Consider the following 24,437-nt stretch of genomic DNA (forward strand, 5'->3'; position numbering starts at 1 on the left):
GCTTATTAATGAGATAAGTATTTACAAAGTGTGATTTGCTCTTTAAAATCGCGTTTTCTTTGTGGGGGTATAGCTCAGCTGGGAGAGCGCTTGCATGGCATGCAAGAGGTCAGCGGTTCGATCCCGCTTACCTCCACCAATTAAAGCAGTAGTAAAAGTAGTAAAGAAAGCTTCACAAGTAAAGGTATTGCCGCTATAATGCAATGCTTTCGCGAATGTGAAAAAAAAGAATTTGTCCCCTTCGTCTAGAGGCCTAGGACATCACCCTTTCACGGTGAGTACAGGGGTTCGAATCCCCTAGGGGACGCCAAATCTCAAGCCGGCGTTATGCTTGGTTTGCGTCAAACAGATGATGAGTTAAGTACTTCATCTGCTTGCTTGGAGTGGTAGTTCAGTTGGTTAGAATACCGGCCTGTCACGCCGGGGGTCGCGGGTTCGAGTCCCGTCCACTCCGCCAATTACATAAAGTAGTAGTAGACATATTTCCTTGAAAAAAAAGAATTAAAAGGCCTATATATAAAGGCCTACGGGTCTTTGACCTTGCTCCTGTTTTGCGTACCCCCTAGCCGAACGAATTAGGCCGCCAGCGTAATCTGACTAGCAAGCCATTCTTTTTCAAACGTCATCAAGCTGACGTAACCCAAAGTCGAAGCGAGTAGATTCAACAAAAGACTCAAAAAGCTGCGCTGACTTGACGCTGTTCAATGACATTAGACCCAACCTGCTTATGCCAGAGGCTGGCATAAATACCGTCTTGCGCCAACAGACTGCGATGGTTACCTTGCTCAGCGATAGTGCCGTCTTTTAATACTAGGATTAAATCCGCATGCTGAATGGCTGGCAGCCGATGTGCGATGATCAGTCGAGTGGTTTGTCGATACTCTTCATGCAAATTCTTGAAAATCGTCGCCTCAGTTTGCGCGTCGAGCGCCGCCGTCGGCTCGTCTAGAAGAAGTAGGTGGCTGGGTCGTAAAAGTGCACGGGCGAGCGCTACGCGCTGCCGTTCGCCGCCGGATAGTTTGTTGCCTCGTTCGCCAATCGGCGTTTCGAGCCCAGCGCTTGCAGCGGCGACCACCGGCGTGAGTGCTGCGGTGTTGATGGCCCGCGCAATTTCTGTGTCTGCTGCCTGCGGGCAAGCAAAACAGATATTTTCACGCAGCGAACGATCTAGCAAATGCGCGTCTTGAGTCGCATAGCTGACCGACTGGCGTAGCACTTGCTCGGAAAACGATTCAATCGGTTGACCATTGATCAGAATGGCGCCGCTATCGAGCGAATACAAACGCAACAGCAGTTTCATCAAGGTAGATTTCCCGACCCCGGTCGGGCCGACAATTGCACAAAATGCCCCCGCTGGAATTGAAAAACTAGCCTCTCGTAAAACATATTTGCCAGGCACATGGCTAAAATCAGCTTGCTTGAATTCGATCGATGGCGCTCGTTCAAAAAGCGTACGGCTGGCGGGCTTGAAAAGCCATCGGGTATTGATTTTGTCCAGTAGTTCTTCAAGATTAAACAAGCCCAGCCGAGCTTCACGGATGACATAACCGAACGTGCTCAACGGCAGCGTAAATTGCAATAGGTAACTATTTAAAAGTACGAAGTCGCCCACAGTAAGCCGGTGCGCGAGGATATCGCGGCACGCCAGAGAGGTCATCGTGGTTAGCCCGATGCCAACAATTAATAACTGCAGCGCGCCGAGCACCTCCATGTGGCGTGCGATCTGGATGCTGGCTTGTTCGCGGGCTCTGAAAGTGCCCTCAAGCTGCGCTAGTTCGCTGGCTTCATTTGAAAAGGCTTTGACAGTATCTGCATGCGTCAGCGTATCAATCAGACAGGCCGAGGCACGATCCGATAGCAGATTTTTCTTGCGCTGCAATGGCGTACAGTGCGCAACTGTGAGCATGGTGGAATACAGATAAGCGGCTAAAAAGCCGATGAGCACCGCAGCATAGACCGCACCAAACAGCGAAAACACGACAATACAGGCCAAGCCGATTGCAACGCAAAGTGGCGCGATATTCCAGAAAATTCCGAACAGTGCGCGCATCACACTGTCTTGCGCTCGGCTCACTTCACTCGCGGCAGCACCGCTTTGGTGCTCACTGAGCGCTGCAGCAGAACGATCGAGTACCTGGCTGACATAGTTTAGTGTGATGAATCGCTTGATGCGCTCGTTGATTGCAATCGCAAGATATTGCTCGCCTCGCCGCAAGGCCTGCGCAAGGAACCACGCACAGCCGTAAGCTATGCATAGCATATAGGCCGTGATGGATGAAGTCGATACACTAGAAAAACCGTCGATCAGCCATTTGAGGAGCACGGGTGTCACGACGCTCAGGCCAATCACAAAAGCTGTACAGGCAATGGCGGCAGCAACTTGCACGCGCGCATAGCGCTCATTTGCCCATAAGCAACTCAGTAGAAAACCAAGCGTTTTGAAAGTTTTGGATATTTTTAGTGCTCTCACCTGCTAGCTACTGCCATCCTTGAATAAAGAGTTCAGCGGCATAAACCTGCATAAGGTCCATGAAATAGCCATTACGACCTTTGCTGCTCTCTTGGATTGCCGTGCGGGTTCGAATAGGGTCAATATAGCCTTCCTTGGCTAGGTAACCCTCAAGGCAGTGTGCCATCACATGGTCTTTATGTTGGCGTATGCCGAGCAAATTGATGCCGGATGTTTCGCCTTTATTACGCCGCCAGAGGTGCGGATAATGAGTCGCGGCGGAGACGGATTTTCTAAGGACAATGCGATTATGTGCACCCTCAAAGTGACGGTAGCTGGGTACCGACAAAGCGAATTCCACCATTGGCTGACAAAGAAATGGATAATGCGTGCCGCTTTTGAAAGGATAGGCGGGGGTTCTGACATCATCTAGTGACAAGTATGCCAGGAACAACTGGTATAACTTGCCAGGCAGGCGAACCTTGGTCTTCTGAATAAATGGATGTAAATGGGACCAGCCATCGAGTGGCTCTAGTTGAGCTGCGTCAGACAGTAGCCCAAACGTGCTCTTAAGTCCTTTAGCAGGATTTGGAGAAAATAAAGACTGGGTTGCATGCCACATAATTTGGGCGAGCGATGTTCGGCGGATCAATGCCAAATCCATCGCCATCCGAAACAGCTGCCGCCAGCGTAAGGTGAGCATTGCATCGGCTAATACACCAAAAGGCGGGGGTGCGAGAAAAAGTGCATCTCCGCCATGTCCGCTAATTAACATGCTGTTTTCACGCTCGTCGAGCGAGTTGGCAAAATGCTGATGAAAGGCGAGCAAGCAATAGCGGAGATGCGGCTTCGCGACGCGCGGGATTTGCGTGGTCGGAGCGAATGACAAAACTGGGTTATCAATCTCGTTAAGGTGGGCGCCCGTGCTGTGAGCAACGCGGCGCGCATGCTCAAGCTCATTGGACGAGCCAATCTTGGAGTTGTAATAATGGGCACAAGAAAGCCGTTGCGTAGTAGGGGCTAGCGCCCGCAAAGCCAGCAACACGGAACTCGACTCCAAGCCACCTGAAAGCTCTAAGACCGGCCGATCGTCGTCAGATACATGCAAACTCAGGTAATTTTTTAAAATATCGTATGGATTTTGAGCGAGAGGCCCATAGGCAGAACGCATGAGCGGGTCCCAAACAGGCAGCATCTCTGGCTTGCCTCCATGCGTATAGAAAATCGCACACCCTGCCGGAAGTTCTGAAATACGATCAAATGGCATCTCACCACTTTGTACCGAGCCGGTGCGTAACCAAGTGGTAAAGAACGATGTATTCCATCCCGGGCGCTCGCCTGCCTCTGTAAGCGCCTGATGCAAACAGGTCATCGTGTCTGAAAACAGTAGCCCGTGACGCTCAGACCATGACCAATAGACGGGCCACTGATTACTTGGGTCACAACAGCAAATAAATTTTTTGGCCGCCTTATCAAAGCAAACAAATAAATACGCCCCCCAAAATTTGGCGGTTAATAAAGCGGGGCCTTTTAAGGCAATTTCACGTAGGTCACTTTCATTAATTTCAGTATTGTCTTGCTTTGAAAACGCTTGTCCATAAAAGCAATAAAAATACGCTGCCTCCTCTCGACACAGGGCGCGCGTACTATGACGCTCATCTGCCTCTTGCCATAATGCACCCGCTAGCTGGCCGCTTTTATCATGGGTTAAAACCCAGTCCCGGTTTGCTGTTAAAAGCTCCTGTGTTTTGGGATAAGCGATGCCGAGAACGGTCATAGGGGAGTTTCCATTCCTTTTTGTGTAGCTGCTGTCAACAGAACGCCGAGCAAGCGTTTATGAGCGCTTGCCCGGCGTCACCTTAAGAACTTAAGCGGTTATTTAAGGTCAAACTGCGTCGTCGTCGTACTTGCCAAAACCAGCTTCATTTTTTTCTCCGACGGCGCCCATGGTCGATTCAGACGCACAAAACTCCATCAGTGCATCATCGTCCAATTGGATCTCTTGCGTATTGATTGCTTTGCTCTTGGTCATGATTTTTTCCTAATATCTATTATTAAAAACAAGCCGCCCCAAGATGCAGGCGAATGACAGTAGCTAATACACGGACAGATGTGACGAGTGAAAACCCCCCGGAACATTCCATCGCGTGTCTTATTAATCATAGTAGAAAAATGCTATTAAGCAAAAGATTTTTTATTTAAACTAAACGGGTGAATTTCTTTTCTGAATTCTAAAATAAAAGCTTAAAAACAGCCCGCTTTATGCGGGCTGTTTTTAAGCTTGATGTTGCAATGCGGCTTGCACGCCTTCATCTGTCTGCATGGCTTGCATGAAACGATGGACGTTAGGATAGTGGCGAGTCGTTTTAGGAAAATAGTCTGCCCAACGCGCCATGGTAAATGCATAAGCATCGGCAATACTGCGGTGTTGACCGAGCAGATATGGAGTTGAGTCAAGCTGACGATCCAATTCCAGCATCACCCGATCAACGCGAGCATAGCTTGCGGTTTTTACCGCCATGATACTTTCTTCATCGCTATTCACGGTATAGCGCTTTGGCGAGAAAAAAGGCCAAAAAGCTGGATGAAAATCACCGGTCAGAAAGGAAAGCTTTTCATCAAGTGCATAGTTGCCAAGAAGGGTGCCATCGCTGCCTAGCTGTGCTTGTGGATATTTATTGACGAGATATTTTAAAAGAGCGGCCGCTTGCGTCATGATAGGGCCCTCATCATCCGTCATCGCCGGCACCATGCCAAGCGGTACGAGTTTTTGATATGCCGGGTCGCCTAACTTCACTTTTTCAACTTTATGAGGCGCATCAAGCCATTTCAATACAATCAGTACAGAAAGTGCGCAGGTATGAGGGGCAAAATATAAAGTGAGCATCACGACCTCTTTAAATGAATAGGTTGAAAGGCGGGTTGCTTGACGCAACTCGCGCTAGCTTAACTCGAAATGCTTGCAATAATCGGTTTTTCTCTCGGTTTATGCCGGCCCGCGCGTGAAACGCATGGCCTGATTCTCTTGGATGATGCGCTGCCACACTAGGCGCTTTTCTTCATCACTGAAAAATACCCAGTTTGATACTTCAAATGCAGTTCGCCCACAGCCTATGCAAACTTCATCAAAAAGAGTTGAACAGATGCCGATACAAGGGCTATCAGGAAGGTCGTGCAGTGTGGATGACATCAGTTTTTGTGAATCAGGGTTACGCGTAGTGGGGATATAAAGTCGCTTTTATTTTACACAACTGGCTATTTTTACGAGTTGTGCAGTCAATTCCTTCAGCATATTTTTAGCTGATTCGTCTTTGAGTTGGCCCTGCTCATCGAATGCAATGTGAGCTTGGCCCACTGCTACCACCTGTGGCAAAACCTGGCTTTGTAGTGTCCAGGCCAATAATTGACGCAATGCTAACAGCCCGCGATAGCCTCCAAAATTGCCGGGTGAAGCACTTCCAAGGGCAAACACTGGCTGGCCGAAGGCGGTGAGTTTGCCGCCATTTTCATTGACGCGGGAGACCCAAGCAATGGCATTTAGTAACAGCGGTGGAACGCTTGCATTGTACTCTGGGCTGGCAATAAACACACCTTGATGAGACGCGATGACCGCGTGCAACTCGCGGGCAATCGTTGGCACACCGCTGGCTTGCTCTAGGTCGCCGTCATAAATTGGCAGCGGATAATCGGCTAGATCTAATCGGGTGACCTGCGCGTTTAGCGTCTCCAGTTGCTGTGCGGCTGCTTTGGCAAGTAAGCGGTTGTAGGAGCCGGTGCGCAGTGAACCAGCCAAGACCAGGATACGGGGAGCGTTCATATGCAACCTTTAAAGAGTGAGAAGAGGGCTACTGTAGCCGAGCTGTAAGTTTATTACGACGATATCGCGCATTTTTTTATAACGATGGTCGCTTTCATTGGAGTTTGGTGATATTTTTGCGTTTTTCAAGGGTAAGTTTCGCCTCGCGTTAAAACCAGGAAGCGCAAAAATGAAGATTAAAATAGCCGGCCATCTGACTTTATCTGCTGTATCGTTCTGGCTCCTGGCAGCACAACGCTGGTTGCGCTTGCCGCAAGTTTTAATCTGTGTATGGTGCGCTACGCCATTGGCGTTGGCCGGTCCAAACGAGCCGCGGCTGAATCTTTATAATTGGTCTGACTATATTGCCAAGGATACGGTTGCCGGTTTTGAAAAACAAACGGGCATTAAAGCACGGTATGACGTTTACGATAGTGCTGACACTTTGCAAGCGAAGCTGTTAACGGGACGCTCTGGTTACGATGTGGTGACCCCCCCCAGCAATTATGCTGGCCGGCTGCGTACCGCAGACATTTTTGAGCCGCTTGATCAATCAAAACTGCCTAACCTGAAAAATCTTGATCCTCAACTGATGGAGATTGTTGCCGGCGCCGATCCGGGTAACCGTTATTTTGTGCCGTGGGCCTATGGCACGACGGGTCTAGGCTATAACGTCACCAAAGTGCGTCAGGTGCTCGGTGAAGATGTGCCGCTTGATAGTTGGGATATTCTCTTTAAGCCCGAATATGTATCCAAGCTGAAAAGTTGTGGAGTGTCTATGCTGGATGCGCCAGATCAATTGTTTGCCGCAGCGCTGCATTATCTTGGTAAAGCCCCCGACAGTACAAACCCGGAAGATTATAGGGCGGCGCTCAAGGTGCTCAAGCAAATCCGGCCCTATATTACGCAATTTAATTCATCGGGGTATATCAATGATTTAGTCGGGGGCGATATCTGTTTTGCTTTTGGCTGGTCCGGCGATGTGGTGATTGCTGGGCGCCGTGCGCGTGAGGCAAAGAAAGAGTATCAGATTCAATATTTTATTCCGCGCAGTGGGGCGCCTATTTGGTTTGACGTGATGGCCATTCCCAAAGATGCACCGCATAAAGAAGCTGCGCTGCAATGGATTAACTATATTGAAACGCCACAGGTGCATGCCGCCATGACTAACCAAGTCTACTATCCCAGCGCGAATCTGGCGGCTAAGAAGTATCTTGATCCATTAGTGGCGAACGATCCGGCAATTTATCCCAGCCCCGAGATGATTAAAAAGCTATTTTTGCTTAAGCCGCTACCGCCTGAGACGGCGCGTTTAATGACGCGACTCTGGACTGAATTTAAAACGGGATTTTAGTTTTTTATGGTGGCTAAGCGTAGGCACCCATGAAGTAAATGTGAATGATCTAAATTTTTGATTGGCAGTAAGCTGCAGCATAGATAAAATCTGATTTTTTAAATAAGATGTCCGCTCTAAACCGGTGGCAAACTGTCAAATTCAACTCTCTTGAGTCAGTGGGATTAATTTTTAATGAGCAGTGATTCCTCGCATGGATTGGGATGGACCCCTTCCGTTACGCCTACTAAGCCATTTAGCCTGCTCAGCCAGGAAGGTGACTTCGTGCAAGTTATTGATGCAGTCAAAAAATTTGGGGCGACGACTGCCGTGCAAAATGTCAGTCTGTCAGTCAAAAAAGGGGAAATTTTTGCTCTGCTTGGCAGTTCAGGCTGTGGCAAATCGACTTTGCTCAGGATGCTGGCTGGTTTTGAAACCTTGACCTCGGGCCGGATTCTCATTGATGGTGAAGACCTGGCCCAAATGCCACCCTATCGGCGTCCGGTGAATATGATGTTTCAGTCGTATGCGCTGTTTCCTCATATGACGGCACAAGCTAACGTCGCGTTTGGGTTAAAACAAGAGGGCCGACCCAAAGCGGAAATTCAAGAGCGTGTAGCGAGTGCGCTTGAACTGGTGCAAATGAGCCATCTGGCTAAGCGTAAGCCGCAGCAATTGTCGGGTGGGCAACAGCAGCGTGTGGCGCTGGCGCGTAGCCTGGTGAAGCGGCCTAAGTTGCTGTTGCTGGATGAGCCGATGTCGGCGCTAGATAAACAAATCCGGCAGCGCACGCAGATTGAATTAATGGATATTCTCGATAAAGTCGGTGTGACTTGCATCATGGTCACGCATGACCAAGAAGAAGCCATGGTCATGGCAGACCGGCTGGCGGTGATGACGGATGGGCGGATTGTGCAAATTGGCACGCCGCACGAAGTCTATGAATATCCAAATAGCCGCTTTTGCGCTGAGTTTATCGGCTCGGCCAATCTATTTGCCGGCACGATTGTTGAGGACGAGGCCGATCATATCTTTGTGCATAGCCCGGAATTGTCTAAACCCCTATATGTCAGCCATGGGGTCACTGGCCAGCTTGATATGGAGGTGATGATTTCAGTGCGCCCAGAGCGGGTTGCCGTTACGCGGCAAGCACCGCCGCAAAATTACAACTGGGCGCGCGGTAAAGTCGACAATATTGCCTATCGGGGCGGCTACACGCTTTACCATGTGGTGCTTGATTCCGGCAAGATGGTGGTGGCCAATGTTTCAAGTCTAGCGCTCACTGAAATGCAAGCGCCTACTTACGAGGATGAGGTGTTTATCAGTTGGAGCCCAGAGTCGGGCGTGGTGCTGACGAAATGAAGGTATGGCTGCAACGCTTAGCCCCACAGGGCCGCGCCGCGGTCATTGCGGGTCCTTATATTTGGCTATTACTTTTTTTCTTTGTGCCCTTTTTGCTGGTCGTAAAAATCAGCTTTACGGATTTGCGGCTGGGAATTCCACCTTATACCGAGTTGACCGCGCTCAAAGATGGCGCGCTAAAAATCACTCTGCAATTATCGAATTACGCGTTCTTGCTAACAGATAGCCTGTATTTTGCGACCTATGTTAATTCATTAAAAGTGGCGGCGATTTCGACCGGGCTGTGCTTGTTGCTCGGTTATCCGATGGCGTATTACATTGCGCGCTCACATCCTGCCACGCGCAATATCTTGCTGATGGCCGTGATGCTGCCTTTTTGGACCTCGTTCTTGATTCGCATTTATGCGTGGATTGGTATTCTGAAGAATAATGGTTTATTGAATAATTTTCTGCTGTGGGCAGGTTTGATTGAAACCCCGATTGAGCTTTATCACACGAATATCGCTGTCTATATCGGTATGGTGTATTCGTATTTGCCTTTTTTAGTGATGCCGCTCTATGCGCATTTAGTCAAAATGGATTTGCGCTTATTGGAGGCGGCTCATGACTTGGGGGCGCGGCCATGGAAAGCCTTTGTGCAAATTACGCTGCCGCTCTCAAGAAACGGCATTATGGCGGGTTGTCTGCTGGTTTTTATTCCAGCGGTGGGGGAATATGTGATTCCAGAGTTGCTTGGCGGAGCGGATACTTTAATGATTGGCCGCGTTATGTGGAACGAATTTTTCAATAATGCTGATTGGCCAATGGCTTCGGCAGTGACTTGTGCGATGGTGCTACTGTTACTCGTGCCAATGGCGCTGTTTCAGCACGCCCAAGTTAAAGAACTCGCAAGCAAGTCATGATCAAACCAAACCGATCATTACGCCTCACCATGCTGGGTATGGGCTTCTTTTTTCTGTATGCGCCGATTCTAAGCTTGATTGTCTACTCGTTTAACGAGTCGACCTTAGTGACGGTCTGGACAGGTTTTTCGCTGAAATGGTACCAAGCGCTGCTCCATGACGAAGAACTGCTAGCCGCTGCGTGGTTATCGTTACGGATTGCAGCGCTGACAGCCTTTGCATCGGTGGCCATTGGCACCTGGGCGGGCTTTGTGCTCGCGCGCATGGGGCGCTTTCGCGGCTTTACGCTGTATAGTGCGATGATTAATGCGCCGTTGGTGATTCCCGAGGTGATTCAAGGAATCTCGTTATTATTGCTCTTTGTCGAATTGAGCAATTGCTTCGGTTGGCCGGCTGAGCGAGGGATCCTGACCATCTGGGCGGGTCACGTGATGCTGGGTATTTCTTATGTGGCGATTATTGTGCAGTCGCGCGTGCGCGACTTAAATCCGGCGCTAGAAGAAGCGGCGCTTGATCTTGGCGCTACCCCGATTAAGGTATTTTTTACTGTCACTTTACCTTTAATTTCACAAGCCTTGATAGCCGGCTGGTTGCTATCGTTCACGTTGTCACTCGATGATCTTGTGTTATCGTCCTTTTTGTCGGGACCGGGTTCGACAACCTTGCCGTTGGTTGTCTTCTCGCGCGTGCGCCTGGGTTTAAATCCAGAAATGAATGCACTTGCTACGATTTTTATTACAGTTGTAACAATTGGTGTTGTGATTGCAACCCATATGATGCAAGTTGCGGAGCGTAAGCATAGGATGCAAACCTTATAAGCTTCCACTTCGTTTAAGCTCACTTTGATACAGTTTGTAATGGTTATTTATTTAAGTCCTGAGTACATTAATAAACATATTTGGGTTGCTGAAATTAAACAACATGAATGAGTTCTCACCATTTTTCTTAGTTTTGGGTCATGCGAAATAGCTTTATTCGCTCTACGCTGCCACCGGCGCTGTGTTTAAGTGTGATGATGGCGCTTAGCATTCTGCCCCGGCTAGCCTCTGCGGCTCCTGCGGCGAGCTGTGCAGCTGCGCCGTTGGCGGGCGCTGTAAAGGGTTTGACCTATGCGCCGCGTAAGCCAAGCACGGTCCGCTCCAGACGGGTTGCCAGCAGCAATGTAAAAAGTAATACGGCAGCCTATAGAACTCCGGCCTACCGGCAGCGCGCACAAGTGCGGCGCACGAAGGTACGACGAGTGGCATTTAAGCCCTCCGCGCCATCGCTAGGCCGCTCCTTTGGCCTCCACCAAACGCCCGATGCGCTGGCTTTACGTTCAAGTGTGGCGTATGTGATTGATCAAAATACGAATGAGGCGCTTTTTGAAAAAAATGCCCGGGTAGTGTTGCCAATTGCTTCGATTAGTAAGCTGATGACCGCAATGGTGACGCTCGACGCCAATTTGCCGCTGACTGACACACTTGAAGTTAGCAACGAAGACCGCGATTTTGAAAAAGGCACGGGCTCGCGCTTATCCGTAGGGTCGCGCTTATCGCGCGCCGATATGCTGCATATTGCGTTGATGTCATCTGAAAACCGCGCTGCGGCTGCTTTGTCGCGCCACTATCCAGGTGGCCGGCTGGCTTTTATTACGGCGATGAACCAAAAAGCCCAAGCCTTGGGGATGAAGGATACGCATTTTTTCGACTCCACTGGACTCACCAGCCGTAATGTTTCCAGCGCGCGTGATCTGGCTAAAATGGTCAACGTGGCCTATCAGTATCCGTTGATCCGTGAGTTCTCAACCAATGCTGGCCATCATGTCTTTACCGGCAAAAAGGCCATTCAGTATAAAAGCACCAATGCGCTGGTACGCAATGCTAGCTTGGAAATCGGCCTGCAGAAAACGGGCTTTATCCGTGAAGCGGGAGAATGTTTGGTGATGCAAGTCACCATACAAAATCGCCCACTGATTATCGTTTTGCTTGACTCAACCGATAAATACTCACGACTTGGCGATGCTATGCGCATACACACTTGGGTCGGTAATGGTGGCGTGCAGCATATCAGTCGAACTGATGCTGCTGCCGCCATCTAAATAAGATCCTGTATTTTTGGGGTATCCGTAATCCGTTGCTGATTTGACCTCAGAGCTTGCCTTTTTCGATCAACTTGACCAATGTTGATATGTTGGCTCCAAAACTCACTTCCTGAATATCGCCTTTGTCAGCATAAAGCGTGCCAAACAGTCCATGCGCTAGCTCAGGTAAAGGCTTACTCAAGCAAATATCATCGATCTGAACGTCATTCTTTCAGCCGATGCATTAAACAATCAATTCAAAAAACTTCGTCAAGCGTTTGAGCGGTGAGAATACGTTTGCCCCATTGGCATAAAGTATTCATATTCGCTTTATTAAGGCGCTGCTGATAGGGTTTGGTTAAAGTACCAAACTTACTTTCTAACTGAGTTTTCAATAAAGTAGATTGGCCTTGCTGTATACCTTCTTCAAGTCCCTGCTCTCTTCCGATACGCTCGAAGCTCGTTATATATCGCACGTTATGTTCTCCTTCCAGTTGTTTCATTAAACTATTGTAGCGAATTTCAAACTCTTTGGGTAAGGTTAATACCCCATCAATAAAACTTAATAAATTAACAATGGCTTCTCGCGCTAAGCCTTTTCTATATAGCTGGCGCATTAATGCAAATTTATGCTGGTAACGCGCATTGGGATCTGTGCGTGTGTCTAATGCTGCAAGATGGGCTGCCACTATCGTGCCAAATGGGTTAGTGTGTTCTAATAAAGCCGTTCTTTGATCGCGATAGTCTAGGAGTTTGCTGGTCAAAAACCGGAAATGGTTGACCTTATGGCCACACACTTGCATCGGGTAGCTTTTAGGGCGCCAGTTAGGGCGGTCATCTGTTAAGACCACCATTGTTAGGACCGGTTGTCGATAACGATCATATAACCTGTAAAAATACTCAAAAAGTCTTTGCGCAAAGTTTATTTCGTACTGTCCCTGCACCTCAATATGCAGTAGCACGAAGCAAGTTGCTCCACTTTTTAGGCGCACTTTGATGAGTTTATCTACCAGCTTTTTACCTACTTTGCTTTTATTGCTTAGGCCTTGCAGTTCCTTATCCAGCATTTCATATTTTGCTTCCCATGCAATTTGGACTGCTATTTCCTGATAAAAGAACTGCATGAATTCCCGAAAATAAACATCTAATGCATTTTTCCATGCCTCATCGGCATAAGAAGGGGGGAGAGCGACTAAATTTGTCATCGGAATCTTTTGGAAACAGGACGAATGAATAATCCCTATACTGTATTCGCTCCGCCTTTGTTTTGATATAGACCAAAAGTCATAAGATATGGTCGTGTGCTTGGACCAGTGGTGAATATTTTAATTCTATGCACACCGTTTGAAGCCATCGGGAAAAGTCATGCTGGGCAGACCACCAAAATCCATTTAGCAGTCGATGCTTTTGGGAAACCGATTGAGTTTAGCATTATAGGCGGTCAGGTTCATGACTGCACGGCAGCCCCTGATCTGCTCGATAAGTTGCCGAAAACGGAAACACTGATAGCAGACAAGGGCTACGACAGTGAAAGACTACGGGAGCAAATTGTCCAAAAATCAAGCAAAGTTGTCATTCCTAGAAAGCGCAACTCAATCAAAGGAAATGAAGATCTGGACAGGGGCTTATATCGATATCGACACCTGGTGGAAAATGCCTTCGCGCGGTTAAAGCAGTTTCTTTATCGACATAATAAATGCTATATATGTTATTAATTTGAAAAACATGGTATGCCGATAAAATTCCGACAAATCAAGCAAAACATGCCGATAATTCATTTATTCTACATTCCGCTATCCCTCATTTAAAAACTTGAATTTCGTTCTGAACTCTGCTGAGATGGCGGTTGAAATCGCCGTGACCCACGGGTATTCCAAAGACCATCGTCCCGATTTGAAGCAAGTCGTGTTGTCTTTGGCGGTGGCCGGTGGCTCAGGCGTTCCTTTATGGATGACGCCTTGTGACGGCAACGCGTCGGACAAAACGGTGTTGCCGCAGACGATAGAAAGCATCGATGCGTTTCGCCAAGGAATCGATGACACCCGTACCCTGCGCTGAGTGGCCGATTCTGCGCTCTACACAGCGCAAAACCTCAAGAAAATGGCCCACCCCCTTGGGGGTCGCACGGTGTCGCGCGTGCCGGAAACAATCCAGGAGGCGAAGGAATTCGTGAGTACGGGTACTTATTTTTGTTGCTTGAGTACGTCGCGGATTTCCCGCAGCAGCAGGACATTCTCTGGCGGAGCAGCAGCAGGGGCTCCTGCGATAGGCGCCTGGCCATCGCGTAATTTGTTAATAAATTTCATCATTAAGAAAACCACAAAGGCCAAAATAATGAAATTAATCACCACCGTCACGAAACTGCCATAGCCAAAAAGCGCTACGCCAGCGGTCTGTAAATCTTTATAAGAGTGGGGGTTGCCCTGAAAGTTGGCGGGTATTGCGCCTAGCTTGAGAAATTTATTTGAAAAATCTAAGCCGTCTGTAAATATACTCGCCACAGGCATAATTAAATCCTTCACGGCTGAGTTAACGATGGTCGAGAAGGCGCCACCAATAATGATCCCAATGGCCAAGTCCATCACGTTGCCGCGGATGGCAAATGTTTTGAAGTCTTGAATCAATTTCATACTGAACTCCTATACTCAAATTACTCTATAAAAAGCAGGACGTTAACAGGTGGCTCGTTTACCATCCTCTATAGCGGCTATAATACTCTCCCCAACACCTATAAGGCCAGCGATAACGGCCCTAGCAGTCAGGCCAGTGATAACGGCTACCATAGTAGTGTGACCCGTGATGCTTGATGATGAAGTAACATTAAGATAAGGGCATTACACAAGAAAAATTTAAAAATTACATATTAAAACAAGTAAAATATAACCTATTCGCGAACTTTCATTATGCTCAACGCTGATCTTCATTGCCATTCAAATTTTTCAGACGGTGTCTTAACGCCGGCAGAGGTTGCTCGTTATGCCTACGAGGGCGGTGTGAAGCTATGGTCGCTGACGGATCACGATGAATTAGGCGGCCAGCACGCAGCGCATCAAGCCGCTACTGCGCTCGGCATGCAATATGTCCATGGCGTTGAAATCTCGGTCACTTGGTCTGAGCGCACCGTGCATGTGGTTGGCTTGAATGTCGATCCAGACTGTGTCGCGCTGGTTGATGGCCTAGCTGAGACCCGCCGAGGGCGAGTGGTGCGCGCGCAGGCAATGGCCGCAGGGCTGGCCAATGTGGGTATCGCGGATGCTTATGAAGGGGCGCTGCGTTATGTCTCTAACCCGGATTTGATTTCACGGACACATTTTGCACGCTATTTAGTTGCAGCGGGTTTTGCGCCATCGCTGCCGGCAGTGTTTAAACGCTATCTAACTGAAGGTCATCCTGGTTTTGTGCCGCATTGCTGGGCGCCGCTGACGGACGCAGTCAGCTGGATTAAAGCGGCCGGCGGCGTGGCCGTGATCGCGCATCCAGGCCGTTATCGATATACGCCGCCTGAATACGAGAGGTTGTTTACCACTTTCAAAGAATTGGGCGGTATGGCGATTGAGGTCATCACCGGTAGCCATACTCCTCAGCAGTATAAGGAATATGCGCAGGTTGCGCGTCACTACGGGTTTTGGGCTTCGCGTGGTTCAGATTTCCATGCGCCCAAAGAAAGCCGGACGGCGCTGGGCAGCCTGCCAGCGTTACCGGCTGATCTAACACCCGTCTGGCAAGCATGGTTGTAAGGGCTGAGCTAATGGCCGCGCTTTCCTCTATGTGTCTCGTTAGGTCTCTGAAGTAGGCGCTAGATGCATCATTCATCTTGGATTTTTAAACCTTGTGTCCGCGCTTGGTTACAATAGCGAGTTATGGACCATTTAATACAAACCGTTGCGGTATACGCCTTACCTGTTTTATTCTCAATCACTCTGCATGAAGCTGCACATGGCTATGTAGCGCGATTGTTTGGCGATAACACGGCCTATATATTAGGGCGAGTGAGCCTTAATCCACTTAAGCATATCGACCCGCTTGGGACGATTGCGATGCCGCTGTTTCTTTATTTTGCAACCAGTGGCGCTTTTTTGTTTGGTTATGCAAAACCGGTGCCGGTGGCCTTCGGTAATTTACGCAATCCGCGCTGGCATAGCCTTTGGGTCTCGCTGGCGGGACCTGGCTGCAATTTTGCGCAAGCTTTTATCTGGGCGCTGGCGGGTATTATTTTGGCGGCGATGGGCGTTGATGAGCCTTTCTTTTTACGCATGGCGATGGCCGGGGTCCTGGTGAATCTAGTGATCTGCGTGTTTAATCTATTGCCACTGCCACCGTTAGACGGCGGGCGTATACTGGTTTCGTTGCTGCCGCCTCGCCCCGCCCTGAAGTTAGCTCGGCTTGAACCTTATGGTTTTTTTATCGTGCTGGCGCTGGTTATGACGGGTGTGCTAGGCAAAGTGTGGCTGCGCCCGTTGATTGGGCTGGGCTACGATATCATCGCCTTATTGTTAACCCCTTTTGTTGCTCTTATGCGCTGAGATTATGTTGTTTCCAGATCGTATTTTTTCCGGTATGCGCCCAACTGGGGCGCTCCATCTTGGGCACTATCATGGTGTCTTAAAAAACTGGGGTCGGCTGCAATCCGAATATCCATGCCTTTTTTGCGTGGTTGACTGGCATGCATTGACCACCCACTATGAAACGCCGGACGTGATCGAGCAGCATGTTTGGGAGGTCTTGATCGATTGGCTGGCGGCTGGCATTGATCCAGCGCAGGCGACGCTGTTTATCCAAAGCCGCGTGCCTGAGCATGCAGAACTGACTCTGCTGCTTGGCATGGGTACGCCGCTAGGGTGGTTAGAGCGGGTGCCCACTTACCGTGAGCAAATTGAAAAACTCAAAGAGAAAGATCTAGCGACTTACGGTTTCCTGGGTTATCCGGTGTTGATGGCGGCTGATATTTTGCTTTATCGCGCATCGCTTGTGCCCGTTGGCGCAGACCAAATCCCTCATGTCGAAATGACGCGCGAGATCGCGCGTCGCTTTAACTATCTCTATGGCCGAGAGGTCGGTTTTGAAGAAAAAGCGTTAGCAGCTGCCAAAAAGCTCGGTGGCCGGCGCACCAAACGCTATCATGAATTACGTAATGCCTACCAGCAAGAAGGACAGAGTGAAGCGTTAGAACAAGCGCACGCGCTCTTGCAGGAATCTCAGAGCTTATCCATGAGCGACCGGGAACGGCTGTTTGGCTATCTTGAGGGAGCGTGTAAGCTCATCTTGGTTGAGCCGCAAGTGCAATTGGCTAAGGCTTCACGCATGCCAGGTCTAGATGGGCAGAAAATGTCAAAATCGTATGGCAATACGATTGGACTACGTGAAGATAAGCACTCGATTGAAAAGAAAGTGCGCACCATGCCAACCGATCCGGCCCGTGTGCGCCGCACTGACTCGGGAGATCCAGACAAATGCCCAGTATGGCAGTTGCATTTGGCCTACTCGGATGAAACGACGCAAAATTGGGTGCAAAAGGGGTGCCGTAGCGCGGGCATTGGCTGTCTTGAATGCAAACAACCCGTGATTGACGCAATTTTGCATGAGCAACAGCCGATGCTTGAGCGGGCCCAAAAATATATCGATGATCCGTCGTTATTGCGCGCGATTGTGGCAGATGGGTGCGATAAAGCACGCAAAATTGCCCAAGAGACAATGCGGGATGTGCGCGAAGCGATGGGCCTGTCTTATTCCTAATCCGATACAATCAAACTTGATTGCCTGATCTATTCATAATTCGATGACTTATTCTGTGAAAGAAACGCCTATTTTTTCTCTGCGCGGCAGTATTGTTGCGCTGGTCACGCCGATGTTCGAAGACGGCAGCCTTGATTTACCCGCCTTGCGCTCATTAATTGACTGGCATGTAGAACAAGGCACAAACGGTATTGTGATTGTCGGCACCAGCGGAGAATCGCCTACCGTTTCAATCGACGAGCATCAGCTATTAATTAAAACCGCAGTGGCCCATGCGGCCGCGCGCATTCCAGTGATTGCAGGCGCTGGCGGCAATTCGACGACTGAGGCGATTGCCCTGACTGAATATGCCAAGCAAGTCGGCGCTGATGCGACTTTGCAAGTCGTGCCTTATTACAATAAGCCAACGCAAGCGGGTATCTGCCAGCATTTTACGAAGATTGCCGAGCAGGTTGATTTGCCGCTGATTTTATATAATGTGCCAGGTCGCACGGTGGCAGATATGAGCAATCAAACGATCTTGCAACTGGCGCAAGTGCCAGGCATTGTTGGGGTTAAAGATGCAACCGGCAAGCTTGAGCGCGGCATTGAATTAATTCAATCAGCGCCTGCGCATTTTTCAATTTACAGTGGTGATGACCCGACGGCGGTGGCATTGATGTTAATGGGCGGCCACGGCAATATCTCGGTGACAGCTAATCTTGCGCCGCGTGCCATGAGCGATTTGTGTCAGGCAGCGATGGCTGGCGAGGTAGTGCGTGCCCGGGCAATCCATATGCAACTTTTAGCGTTGCACCGTGATCTTTTTATTGAATCGAATCCGATTCCAGTAAAATGGGCATTGGCGCAGTTGGGTAAGATTAAAAGCGGTATCCGCTTGCCGCTGACGCCACTGGATGAGTCTCATCATGCGGCTGTGCGTACCGCGTTACACGAAGCAGGTTTGGCGTAAAGCCCTCTTGCAACTCATCTACCTTCCGGCTGTGAACCAGTCTTGAACAACCTCCGATGAAACATATTAAGCCTTATTTTTTTGCCCAGCGCGTTGCTGCTACCTTGCTGATCAGTTCTACACTGACGGGCTGTAGCTCAGTAAATGAATGGTTCTCCCCAGACCGGGTCGACTATAAAAGCGCACACGCTGCGTCGGCTCTGTCGATACCTCGTGATTTGGCGCCGATACAACAGCATAACGAGTATTTTTCTGCGCCGACAGAGACTACGATTAAAGCGTTAGGGACGGTATCGCAACGTGCGGTAGCGACGCCCAAGCCACTTCCAGGAGCGGCAGCGCAGCCGGTGAGGCTACACGTTGAGGATGATGGTTATCAACGTTGGCTGGTCGTGTCAGGCTATACCCCCACGCAATTATGGCCATTATTGCGAGCATTCTGGACGCAGAGTGGATTCACATTAACCCTAGATCGGCCTGAGATGGGCTTAATGGAAACCGATTGGACTGAAAATCGCGCGCAAATTTCTAATGATTGGCTGCGTCGCACTCTTGGTCAAGTTGCAGATAAATTATATTCATCAGGCATGCGTGACCGCTTCCGGATGTTAGTAGAACACAATCCAAACGGAGCGACTTTGATTTCAATTACGCACCGTGGGATGGAAGAGGTGTTAATTGGACGTTTCCAAGAAAGCTCGCGCTGGCAAGATCGGGCGCGCAATCCGGGGCTTGAAATAGCGTTATTGAACCGGCTGATGGAACAATTTGGGCTGACTTCTGCGCAGGCGGAGCAGCTCAGTGCTCAGGCGCGCCCAGCTCCTAAAGTAAAATCGGAAAGCAAATAATTTTAAGCAATGAGAGTGGCGATATTCAATCGCTTCTTCTCGCACAAAATTGCTAACTAGGATTGCATCATCGCCTGGCTTTTGGATCGTTTTGGACAGTAACAATCGCCGCGATGAAACGCAAGAAAGTCAATACAGAAACGACCAAAACCCACCGCACTGTTCAGCCATCCGTTTTTTCCTGGGATGGCGATACACTGGTCCTCAATATTCTCGGTAAGCCAAGCGCAAAACAGAATGCCATTGGCAAGGTCAAAGGACATCAGCTTAAAGTGAGCGTTACGGCAGCGCCCTGTGCCGGCAAGGCAACTGACCATATGGTGCGCTTTCTAGCGGGAGAGTTTGGCGTGCCAACCTCGGCGATCGAGGTTGTGTTTGGCCGGATGAGTGTCAATAAGCAATTGCGTATTAAAGCGCCTAAGCAGCTGCCCGCGGTGATTGGGCAGCAGGAATTGTGTTGAGCCTGCAGGAGCGACGAATTAGCCATTTGGGCTAGTACTCATCGTTTGGGCGCCGTGACAGAATATGTGGCACGTGACTAACCAACGATTAGATGATTGCTAAATGAACTACTTATCGATGCCGCATGATGCATTATTCAAACTGTTTTTGATGGATGTGGAGATTGCCAAAGAATTTCTGCAAACACATCGCCTTCCCCTTTACAGAAACAGTTTGACTTTAATACGCTGGCGCTTGCTCCGGGTGCCTTCGTAGCTTGAGGAAAGTTCAGTATGTGCAAATTTTGCACGTACTGCCGGGGATGGGACGACTTATCAAACGCAGCACTACAACCTCGACGCCCCATCATTTCTGTCGGGTATCGCATCAACTCCAAGCGCACTGACGCTTTCCTGTTCGTCGATTTTCTGAACCGCAACAACGCGCTGATGCGAGAAGGGTAACTGGTCATCAACGATATTGGACTCGCGGCATTGGCGCTACTGGTAGCCGAATCGGCTGCGGCACCAAAGGAAACTATGATCCGCTTGATTGAAAATATGCTGGTGGGAGCGCAGTAGCAAATCATGAACGAACAGCATATTGGGTACATCTGGGTCAGCATCTTCGACCAGAACCAGGAACGGCAACTGGAAAGCGTCCACTATTGACGACCTAGCTCAGGGCCTTGTTACGTGAAATCGGAAAATTTTCTATGGTCACAAAGCCAGGCGAATGTTCGCATCGTATAATATCGTTTGTGTTGTGGAGAATTTAATGATGAAGATTGTAAAAAATACCGTAGTGTCCCTTTCTTATACCCTATCAGATGCGCAGAATGAACTGATTGAGCAAAGCAGTGAGCCAATGGTGTATCTGCACGGTGGCTATGAGAACACTTTCCCAAAGATTGAACAAACGTTAGAGGGTCAAGAGCTAGGGTTTGAGGCCAAGATACAACTCGAACCCACCGAGGCGTTTGGGGAATATGATGCTGAACTCATTAGAGTCGAGCCGCGTAGCCGTTTTCCCGAGCCATTGGAAGTCGGGATGCAGTTTGAGGGCCTGTTAGACGAAGAGGATGAGGACGAGGATCCAGACGATTTGCCCATCTATATCGTCACTGATATTGCCGAGGATCATGTTGTGCTGGATGGCAATCATCCACTGGCTGGCGTGGCGCTCAGGTTTGACCTAAAAGTAGTGGCAGTGCGGGCCGCGACGGCCGAAGAAATTGACCATCGTCATGTGCATGGAGCGGATGGTCTGGCACTGCATTCTGATACGCCAGAGGATGATTCTGCGCCCCTTCTGCACTAAATTTTAAACTTCTGCTTTTCTGCTTTCGCCCCCACGTTGATTGCTATGACAACCAGTAGTGGGGGGCGATTTCTCGTTTATTCTGTTTGCGTCGCGAGCGCGTGTAATTCAAATAATATTTCCAGCGCTTCACGTGGCCGCATTTCATCTGGATTCAGTGCGCGTAGCTTGCTCAAAGTAGGGTGCTCCGGTTGAGCAGTGTATACACTCTCGTCAGGCGGAGGGGCAGCGGGCGCACATGCATTGAAAAGATCGAGTTGCATCGAAGGGCGGCTTGAAGCTTGCTGTTCCAGGTGCTGCAGGTGTTTGCGCGCAGCGCGAATCACCGCGGGCGGCACGCCGGCTAATTGAGCCACTTGCAAGCCATAGCTTTGATTGGCTGGACCTTCATTCACGGTGTGTAAAAACACAATCCCTTGTTTATGCTCGGCGGCGGATAAATGCACATTGGCGGCTTGTGCAAACTCGTCGGGTAATTGCGTCAACTCAAAGTAATGTGTGGCGAATAGCGTGTAACAGCCATTCGTGCTAAGCAAATGCCGTGCAATTGCCCAGGCTAGTGCAAGCCCATCAAAAGTCGATGTGCCGCGGCCGATCTCATCCATCAGTACTAAGCTGGCTGGCGTGGCATTATTCAGAATAGCGGCGGCTTCTGTCATTTCAACCATAAAGGTTGAGCGCCCCCCCGCCAAATCATCGGCTGCGCCAATCCGCGTAAAAATGCGGTCAATCGGCCCGAAGCGCGCGCGCTGAGCAGGCACATAAGAGCCAATATAGGCCATCAGCGCAATCAGTGCAGTTTGCCGCATAAAAGTTGATTTACCCCCCATATTGGGGCCGGTGATCAAGAGCAGTTTACGCTGTGTAGAAAGCTGGCAATCGTTGGCAATGAAGCGCTCAATTTGAGCAGCAACCACTGGGTGGCGTCCCTGCTCAATCTCAATCCCGCTTTCATCGCTTAATTCAGGCGCCGTCCAATCATGAGCGCGGGCGCGTTCGGCCAAGGTTGCCAGGACATCGAGTTCAGCCAAGGCGGCAGCGATGCGTTGGCACTCTGCAATATAAGCCAAGAGCGTTTGCAGCAGTTCATCATAGAGGGTTTTTTCACGCATGAGAGCGCGCTCTTGAGCTGACAAGGCTTTGTCTTCAAAGGCTTTGAGTTCAGGGGTAATATAGCGCTCGGCGTTTTTTAAGGTCTGCCGACGCCGATAGTCATCGGGTACTTTATCTGTTTGACCGCGGGTCACTTCAATAAAGAAACCGTGCACTTTATTGTATTCGACTCGTAAATTCGCAATCCCAGTCCGCGTGCGTTCACGCGCTTCTAACTCAAGCAAAAACTGTCCGCAGTTTTCGGACAGTTCACGTAACTCGTCAAGCTGTGCATCGTGGCCACGGGCAATCACGCCGCCGTCACGAATCATGGCCGATGGCTCAGCTGCAATGGCTCGCTGCAGTAATGCTACGCACTCGGCAGGCGGTTCGAGCGCGGCCTTTAATGCAATCAGCAACGGAGCGTGTTCAGTCAGCGGGCTGAGATGCGTGCGGATTGTGGGTAATTGGCTAAACGAATCGCGCAGGCTAGCTAAATCACGCGGGCGGGCGTTCAAAAGTGCAATCCGGCTGGTGATCCGTTCGATATCCGCTATCTGCCGTAGGCTCTGGCGCAACCCAAGCAGGGCGTCGCCGGCAGCATTTGGTACTGCCTGGAGCCACGCGGTGACGGCTTGTTGGCGTGTCCGGGCAAGGTGTGCTGCGCGGGGTGGGTGGTGCAACCAATGGCGTAGCAGCCGACTGCCCATTGAGGTGCAACAGACATCGAGCACGGACAGGAGGGTTGGCGCTTCCGTGCCACGCAGGGTTTCGGTGAGTTCAAGATTACGGCGCGTGGCTGGATCAAGGCTAATATAGTGTGTTTCTTGCTCAACCTGCACGCTGCAGATATGACGCAGTTGCTGGCCTTGAGTGGCTGCGGCATAGAGTAAGAGGGCGCCCGCTGCACCGCAGGCAATGGATGAAGAATCAACGCCAAAGCCATCGAGGTTAGCGACGCCAAGCTGCGCGCAGAGGCGTGTATGGCCCGCTGCAAGGTCGAAATGCCAGTTGGGAACACGCGTTAAGGCGCCAGACCGATGAGCGAGCGCGGCGTCGTTATGATCCGTATCTGCGACCAGGATCTCGGCCGGGCGAATCCGCTCAAGAGTCGCCAGCAGATCGGCCGGAGCGGTCTGGCTAAGTCGCAAAGCGCCGCTGGCTAAATTGAGCCAAGCAAGGCCAATGGTTTGCGTCCGGTTGCGCCGGTTTGGCACCGCATAAAAAGCCAGCAAGCAGGCATCATGCTTGTCTGAAAGCAGAGCGGCATCGGTGAGTGTGCCGGGCGTGACCACGCGCACGACTTTGCGTTCGACGGGCCCTTTTGAGGTATTAGGGTCGCCAATTTGCTCACAAATGGCGACAGACTCCCCCAATTTGACCAACTTTGCTAGATATTGCTCGAGTGCATGATACGGCAATCCGGCCATTTTAATGGCTTGTCCAGCCGATGCGCCGCGTTGGGTTAGCGTCAAATCAAGTAAGCGCGAAGCTTTTTCCGCATCCTCGAAAAAAAGCTCGTAAAAATCCCCCATCCGGTACAACACTAAAGTGTTCGGGTGCTCGGCTTTAATGCCCAGGTATTGTTGCATCATTGGCGTATGGCCGTTGGCTTGGCGAGTCTGGGGCGTGATGCTGGAGGTAGAAAGGTCTTCGTTTAATGGTTGAAAAGGCATATTCCGGTCTGAGTAAGGCTTAAGTGCGTGCTTTTGTTAGGCGTTAGTCTAATCCAGTTTAAGGTTTGAGGCACGGCAATCTAGCGTCAGCGTATGGCTGAGTGGCTTCAGTTAGACCCCCAATGTCATACATTATTTATGTTGTTGCTGGCCCCAACTTGACAAAGATTTCTCATGGATTATTTTAGAAGAGCATCGATTGATTTCGATTTGATTTTAAAGCGATGAACTAAACGGGGATCGTTATGGCTTTCGTAAATTTTATAGGGAAAATGCTAAAAATATTACAAAATAGATGGCGCCTTGCGTGTATGCGCTCGGAATTAGGGCTGCTGGATGATGAGGCTTTGAAAGATATTGGCTTGACACGGGCGCAGGTATGGGAAAATCCAAGGTTGGCCAATTGGTTAAGGAATGATCCTTATCGTCAGCATAAGGCAGGTTAACTAACAATGGGGATGATGGGGGCAG

General features: G+C 49.8%; 23 protein-coding genes, 3 tRNA genes and 2 pseudogenes. 18 read left to right on the forward strand and 10 right to left on the reverse strand.

Annotated features, from left to right (window positions below; translation table 11 throughout):
• The first annotated feature begins 63 nt into the window (after positions 1 to 63).
• The 3 genes from KMZ15_RS03900 to KMZ15_RS03910 all read left to right on the forward strand — a co-directional run bounded on the left by KMZ15_RS03900 (position 64) and on the right by KMZ15_RS03910 (position 457).
• A tRNA-Ala gene (locus tag KMZ15_RS03900) sits at positions 64 to 139 on the forward strand.
• Between the two features lie 95 nt (positions 140 to 234).
• A tRNA-Glu gene (locus KMZ15_RS03905) sits at positions 235 to 310 on the forward strand.
• Between the two features lie 70 nt (positions 311 to 380).
• Positions 381 to 457: transfer RNA gene (locus KMZ15_RS03910), tRNA-Asp, on the forward strand.
• Between the two features lie 216 nt (positions 458 to 673).
• Here KMZ15_RS03910 and KMZ15_RS03915 read toward each other — a convergent pair.
• The 6 genes from KMZ15_RS03915 to KMZ15_RS03940 all read right to left on the reverse strand — a co-directional run bounded on the left by KMZ15_RS03915 (position 674) and on the right by KMZ15_RS03940 (position 6,266).
• Positions 674 to 2,470 (reverse strand): ABC transporter ATP-binding protein, encoded by a 1,797-nt coding sequence (locus KMZ15_RS03915; protein WP_223694402.1) that lies wholly within the window; start codon positions 2,468 to 2,470, stop codon positions 674 to 676.
• Positions 2,471 to 2,477: 7 nt separating this feature from the next.
• Entirely contained in the window at positions 2,478 to 4,226 is a 1,749-nt protein-coding gene (locus KMZ15_RS03920) for an asparagine synthase C-terminal domain-containing protein (RefSeq protein ID WP_223694404.1), read from the reverse strand.
• A 108-nt stretch (positions 4,227 to 4,334) separates the two neighbouring features.
• The gene (locus KMZ15_RS03925; RefSeq protein ID WP_223694407.1) at positions 4,335 to 4,481 is read right to left on the reverse strand and encodes a burhizin family lasso peptide; all 147 of its coding nucleotides are present in this window, start codon (positions 4,479 to 4,481) and stop codon (positions 4,335 to 4,337) included.
• A 243-nt stretch (positions 4,482 to 4,724) separates the two neighbouring features.
• A complete protein-coding gene (locus KMZ15_RS03930; RefSeq protein ID WP_223694409.1) occupies positions 4,725 to 5,336 on the reverse strand; it encodes a glutathione S-transferase family protein in 612 nt (203 codons plus the stop codon).
• A 99-nt stretch (positions 5,337 to 5,435) separates the two neighbouring features.
• Complete coding sequence (locus KMZ15_RS03935) at positions 5,436 to 5,639, reverse strand: DUF1289 domain-containing protein (RefSeq protein ID WP_223694411.1); 204 nt, start codon at positions 5,637 to 5,639, stop codon at positions 5,436 to 5,438.
• Between the two features lie 48 nt (positions 5,640 to 5,687).
• Positions 5,688 to 6,266, reverse strand: a complete 579-nt coding sequence (locus KMZ15_RS03940) for an NADPH-dependent FMN reductase (protein WP_223694413.1) — start codon at positions 6,264 to 6,266, stop codon at positions 5,688 to 5,690.
• Positions 6,267 to 6,513: 247 nt separating this feature from the next.
• Here KMZ15_RS03940 and KMZ15_RS03945 point away from each other — a divergent pair, with 247 nt between their 5' ends.
• The 5 genes and pseudogenes from KMZ15_RS03945 (at position 6,514) to pbpG (ending at position 11,922) form a co-directional block, all read left to right on the forward strand.
• Positions 6,514 to 7,599 carry a polyamine ABC transporter substrate-binding protein gene (locus KMZ15_RS03945; RefSeq protein ID WP_308710621.1) on the forward strand — a complete coding sequence of 362 codons (1,086 nt, stop codon included), beginning with the start codon at positions 6,514 to 6,516 and terminating at the stop codon, positions 7,597 to 7,599.
• A gap of 258 nt (positions 7,600 to 7,857) precedes the next feature.
• A pseudogene (locus tag KMZ15_RS03950) lies at positions 7,858 to 8,940 on the forward strand (ABC transporter ATP-binding protein); the annotation flags it as partial.
• On the forward strand, positions 8,937 to 9,842 hold the full coding sequence (locus KMZ15_RS03955; RefSeq protein ID WP_223694421.1) for an ABC transporter permease subunit: 906 nt from the start codon (positions 8,937 to 8,939) through the stop codon (positions 9,840 to 9,842). The pseudogene KMZ15_RS03950 and the gene KMZ15_RS03955, both read left to right, overlap by 4 nt.
• Positions 9,842 to 10,660 carry an ABC transporter permease subunit gene (locus tag KMZ15_RS03960; protein ID WP_223694679.1) on the forward strand — a complete coding sequence of 273 codons (819 nt, stop codon included), beginning with the start codon at positions 9,842 to 9,844 and terminating at the stop codon, positions 10,658 to 10,660. The genes KMZ15_RS03955 and KMZ15_RS03960 overlap by 1 nt, the downstream gene beginning before the upstream one ends.
• A 140-nt stretch (positions 10,661 to 10,800) precedes the next feature.
• A complete protein-coding gene (gene pbpG / locus KMZ15_RS03965; protein ID WP_223694423.1) occupies positions 10,801 to 11,922 on the forward strand; it encodes a D-alanyl-D-alanine endopeptidase in 1,122 nt (373 codons plus the stop codon).
• A gap of 49 nt (positions 11,923 to 11,971) precedes the next feature.
• Here pbpG and KMZ15_RS03970 read toward each other — a convergent pair whose 3' ends face one another.
• Together KMZ15_RS03970 and KMZ15_RS03975 are read right to left on the reverse strand one after the other, a co-directional pair.
• Positions 11,972 to 12,106 carry a transposase gene (locus tag KMZ15_RS03970; protein ID WP_223694425.1) on the reverse strand — a complete coding sequence of 45 codons (135 nt, stop codon included), beginning with the start codon at positions 12,104 to 12,106 and terminating at the stop codon, positions 11,972 to 11,974.
• Positions 12,107 to 12,161: 55 nt separating this feature from the next.
• Positions 12,162 to 13,109 carry a hypothetical protein gene (locus KMZ15_RS03975; protein ID WP_223694428.1) on the reverse strand — a complete coding sequence of 316 codons (948 nt, stop codon included), beginning with the start codon at positions 13,107 to 13,109 and terminating at the stop codon, positions 12,162 to 12,164.
• 141 nt (positions 13,110 to 13,250) lie between these two features.
• Here KMZ15_RS03975 and KMZ15_RS03980 point away from each other — a divergent pair.
• Together KMZ15_RS03980 and KMZ15_RS03985 are read left to right on the forward strand one after the other, a co-directional pair.
• A pseudogene (locus KMZ15_RS03980) lies at positions 13,251 to 13,577 on the forward strand (IS5 family transposase); the annotation flags it as partial.
• 184 nt (positions 13,578 to 13,761) lie between these two features.
• Complete coding sequence (locus tag KMZ15_RS03985) at positions 13,762 to 13,962, forward strand: hypothetical protein (protein WP_223694430.1); 201 nt, start codon at positions 13,762 to 13,764, stop codon at positions 13,960 to 13,962.
• 125 nt (positions 13,963 to 14,087) lie between these two features.
• Here KMZ15_RS03985 and mscL read toward each other — a convergent pair whose 3' ends face one another.
• Complete coding sequence (mscL, locus tag KMZ15_RS03990) at positions 14,088 to 14,534, reverse strand: large conductance mechanosensitive channel protein MscL (RefSeq protein WP_223694432.1); 447 nt, start codon at positions 14,532 to 14,534, stop codon at positions 14,088 to 14,090.
• 273 nt (positions 14,535 to 14,807) lie between these two features.
• Between mscL and KMZ15_RS03995 the strand changes: the two genes are divergently transcribed.
• The 7 genes from KMZ15_RS03995 (at position 14,808) to KMZ15_RS04025 (ending at position 21,198) form a co-directional block, all read left to right on the forward strand.
• Positions 14,808 to 15,641, forward strand: coding sequence for a 3',5'-nucleoside bisphosphate phosphatase (locus tag KMZ15_RS03995; protein ID WP_223694434.1), 834 nt, complete (start codon positions 14,808 to 14,810; stop codon positions 15,639 to 15,641).
• A 123-nt stretch (positions 15,642 to 15,764) separates the two neighbouring features.
• On the forward strand, positions 15,765 to 16,427 hold the full coding sequence (locus tag KMZ15_RS04000; RefSeq protein WP_223694437.1) for a site-2 protease family protein: 663 nt from the start codon (positions 15,765 to 15,767) through the stop codon (positions 16,425 to 16,427).
• A 7-nt stretch (positions 16,428 to 16,434) separates the two neighbouring features.
• Entirely contained in the window at positions 16,435 to 17,637 is a 1,203-nt protein-coding gene (locus KMZ15_RS04005) for a tryptophan--tRNA ligase (RefSeq protein ID WP_223694681.1), read from the forward strand.
• A 43-nt stretch (positions 17,638 to 17,680) separates the two neighbouring features.
• The gene (gene dapA / locus KMZ15_RS04010; RefSeq protein ID WP_223694439.1) at positions 17,681 to 18,589 is read left to right on the forward strand and encodes a 4-hydroxy-tetrahydrodipicolinate synthase; all 909 of its coding nucleotides are present in this window, start codon (positions 17,681 to 17,683) and stop codon (positions 18,587 to 18,589) included.
• 56 nt (positions 18,590 to 18,645) lie between these two features.
• Positions 18,646 to 19,437, forward strand: a complete 792-nt coding sequence (gene bamC / locus KMZ15_RS04015) for an outer membrane protein assembly factor BamC (RefSeq protein ID WP_223694441.1) — start codon at positions 18,646 to 18,648, stop codon at positions 19,435 to 19,437.
• A 113-nt stretch (positions 19,438 to 19,550) separates the two neighbouring features.
• Positions 19,551 to 19,898 (forward strand): DUF167 family protein, encoded by a 348-nt coding sequence (locus tag KMZ15_RS04020; protein WP_223694444.1) that lies wholly within the window; start codon positions 19,551 to 19,553, stop codon positions 19,896 to 19,898.
• Positions 19,899 to 20,658: 760 nt separating this feature from the next.
• On the forward strand, positions 20,659 to 21,198 hold the full coding sequence (locus tag KMZ15_RS04025; RefSeq protein ID WP_223694683.1) for a peptidylprolyl isomerase: 540 nt from the start codon (positions 20,659 to 20,661) through the stop codon (positions 21,196 to 21,198).
• 77 nt (positions 21,199 to 21,275) lie between these two features.
• Here the strand turns inward: KMZ15_RS04025 and mutS are convergent, their stop codons facing one another.
• Positions 21,276 to 23,885 carry a DNA mismatch repair protein MutS gene (mutS, locus tag KMZ15_RS04030; RefSeq protein WP_223694685.1) on the reverse strand — a complete coding sequence of 870 codons (2,610 nt, stop codon included), beginning with the start codon at positions 23,883 to 23,885 and terminating at the stop codon, positions 21,276 to 21,278.
• Positions 23,886 to 24,277: 392 nt separating this feature from the next.
• Here mutS and KMZ15_RS04035 point away from each other — a divergent pair, with 392 nt between their 5' ends.
• The gene (locus KMZ15_RS04035; RefSeq protein ID WP_258134765.1) at positions 24,278 to 24,412 is read left to right on the forward strand and encodes a DUF1127 domain-containing protein; all 135 of its coding nucleotides are present in this window, start codon (positions 24,278 to 24,280) and stop codon (positions 24,410 to 24,412) included.
• Positions 24,413 to 24,437: the final 25 nt, after the last annotated feature.

The sequence above is a fragment of the Mycoavidus sp. HKI genome, assembly GCF_020023735.2.
GTDB lineage: Bacteria > Pseudomonadota > Gammaproteobacteria > Burkholderiales > Burkholderiaceae > Mycoavidus.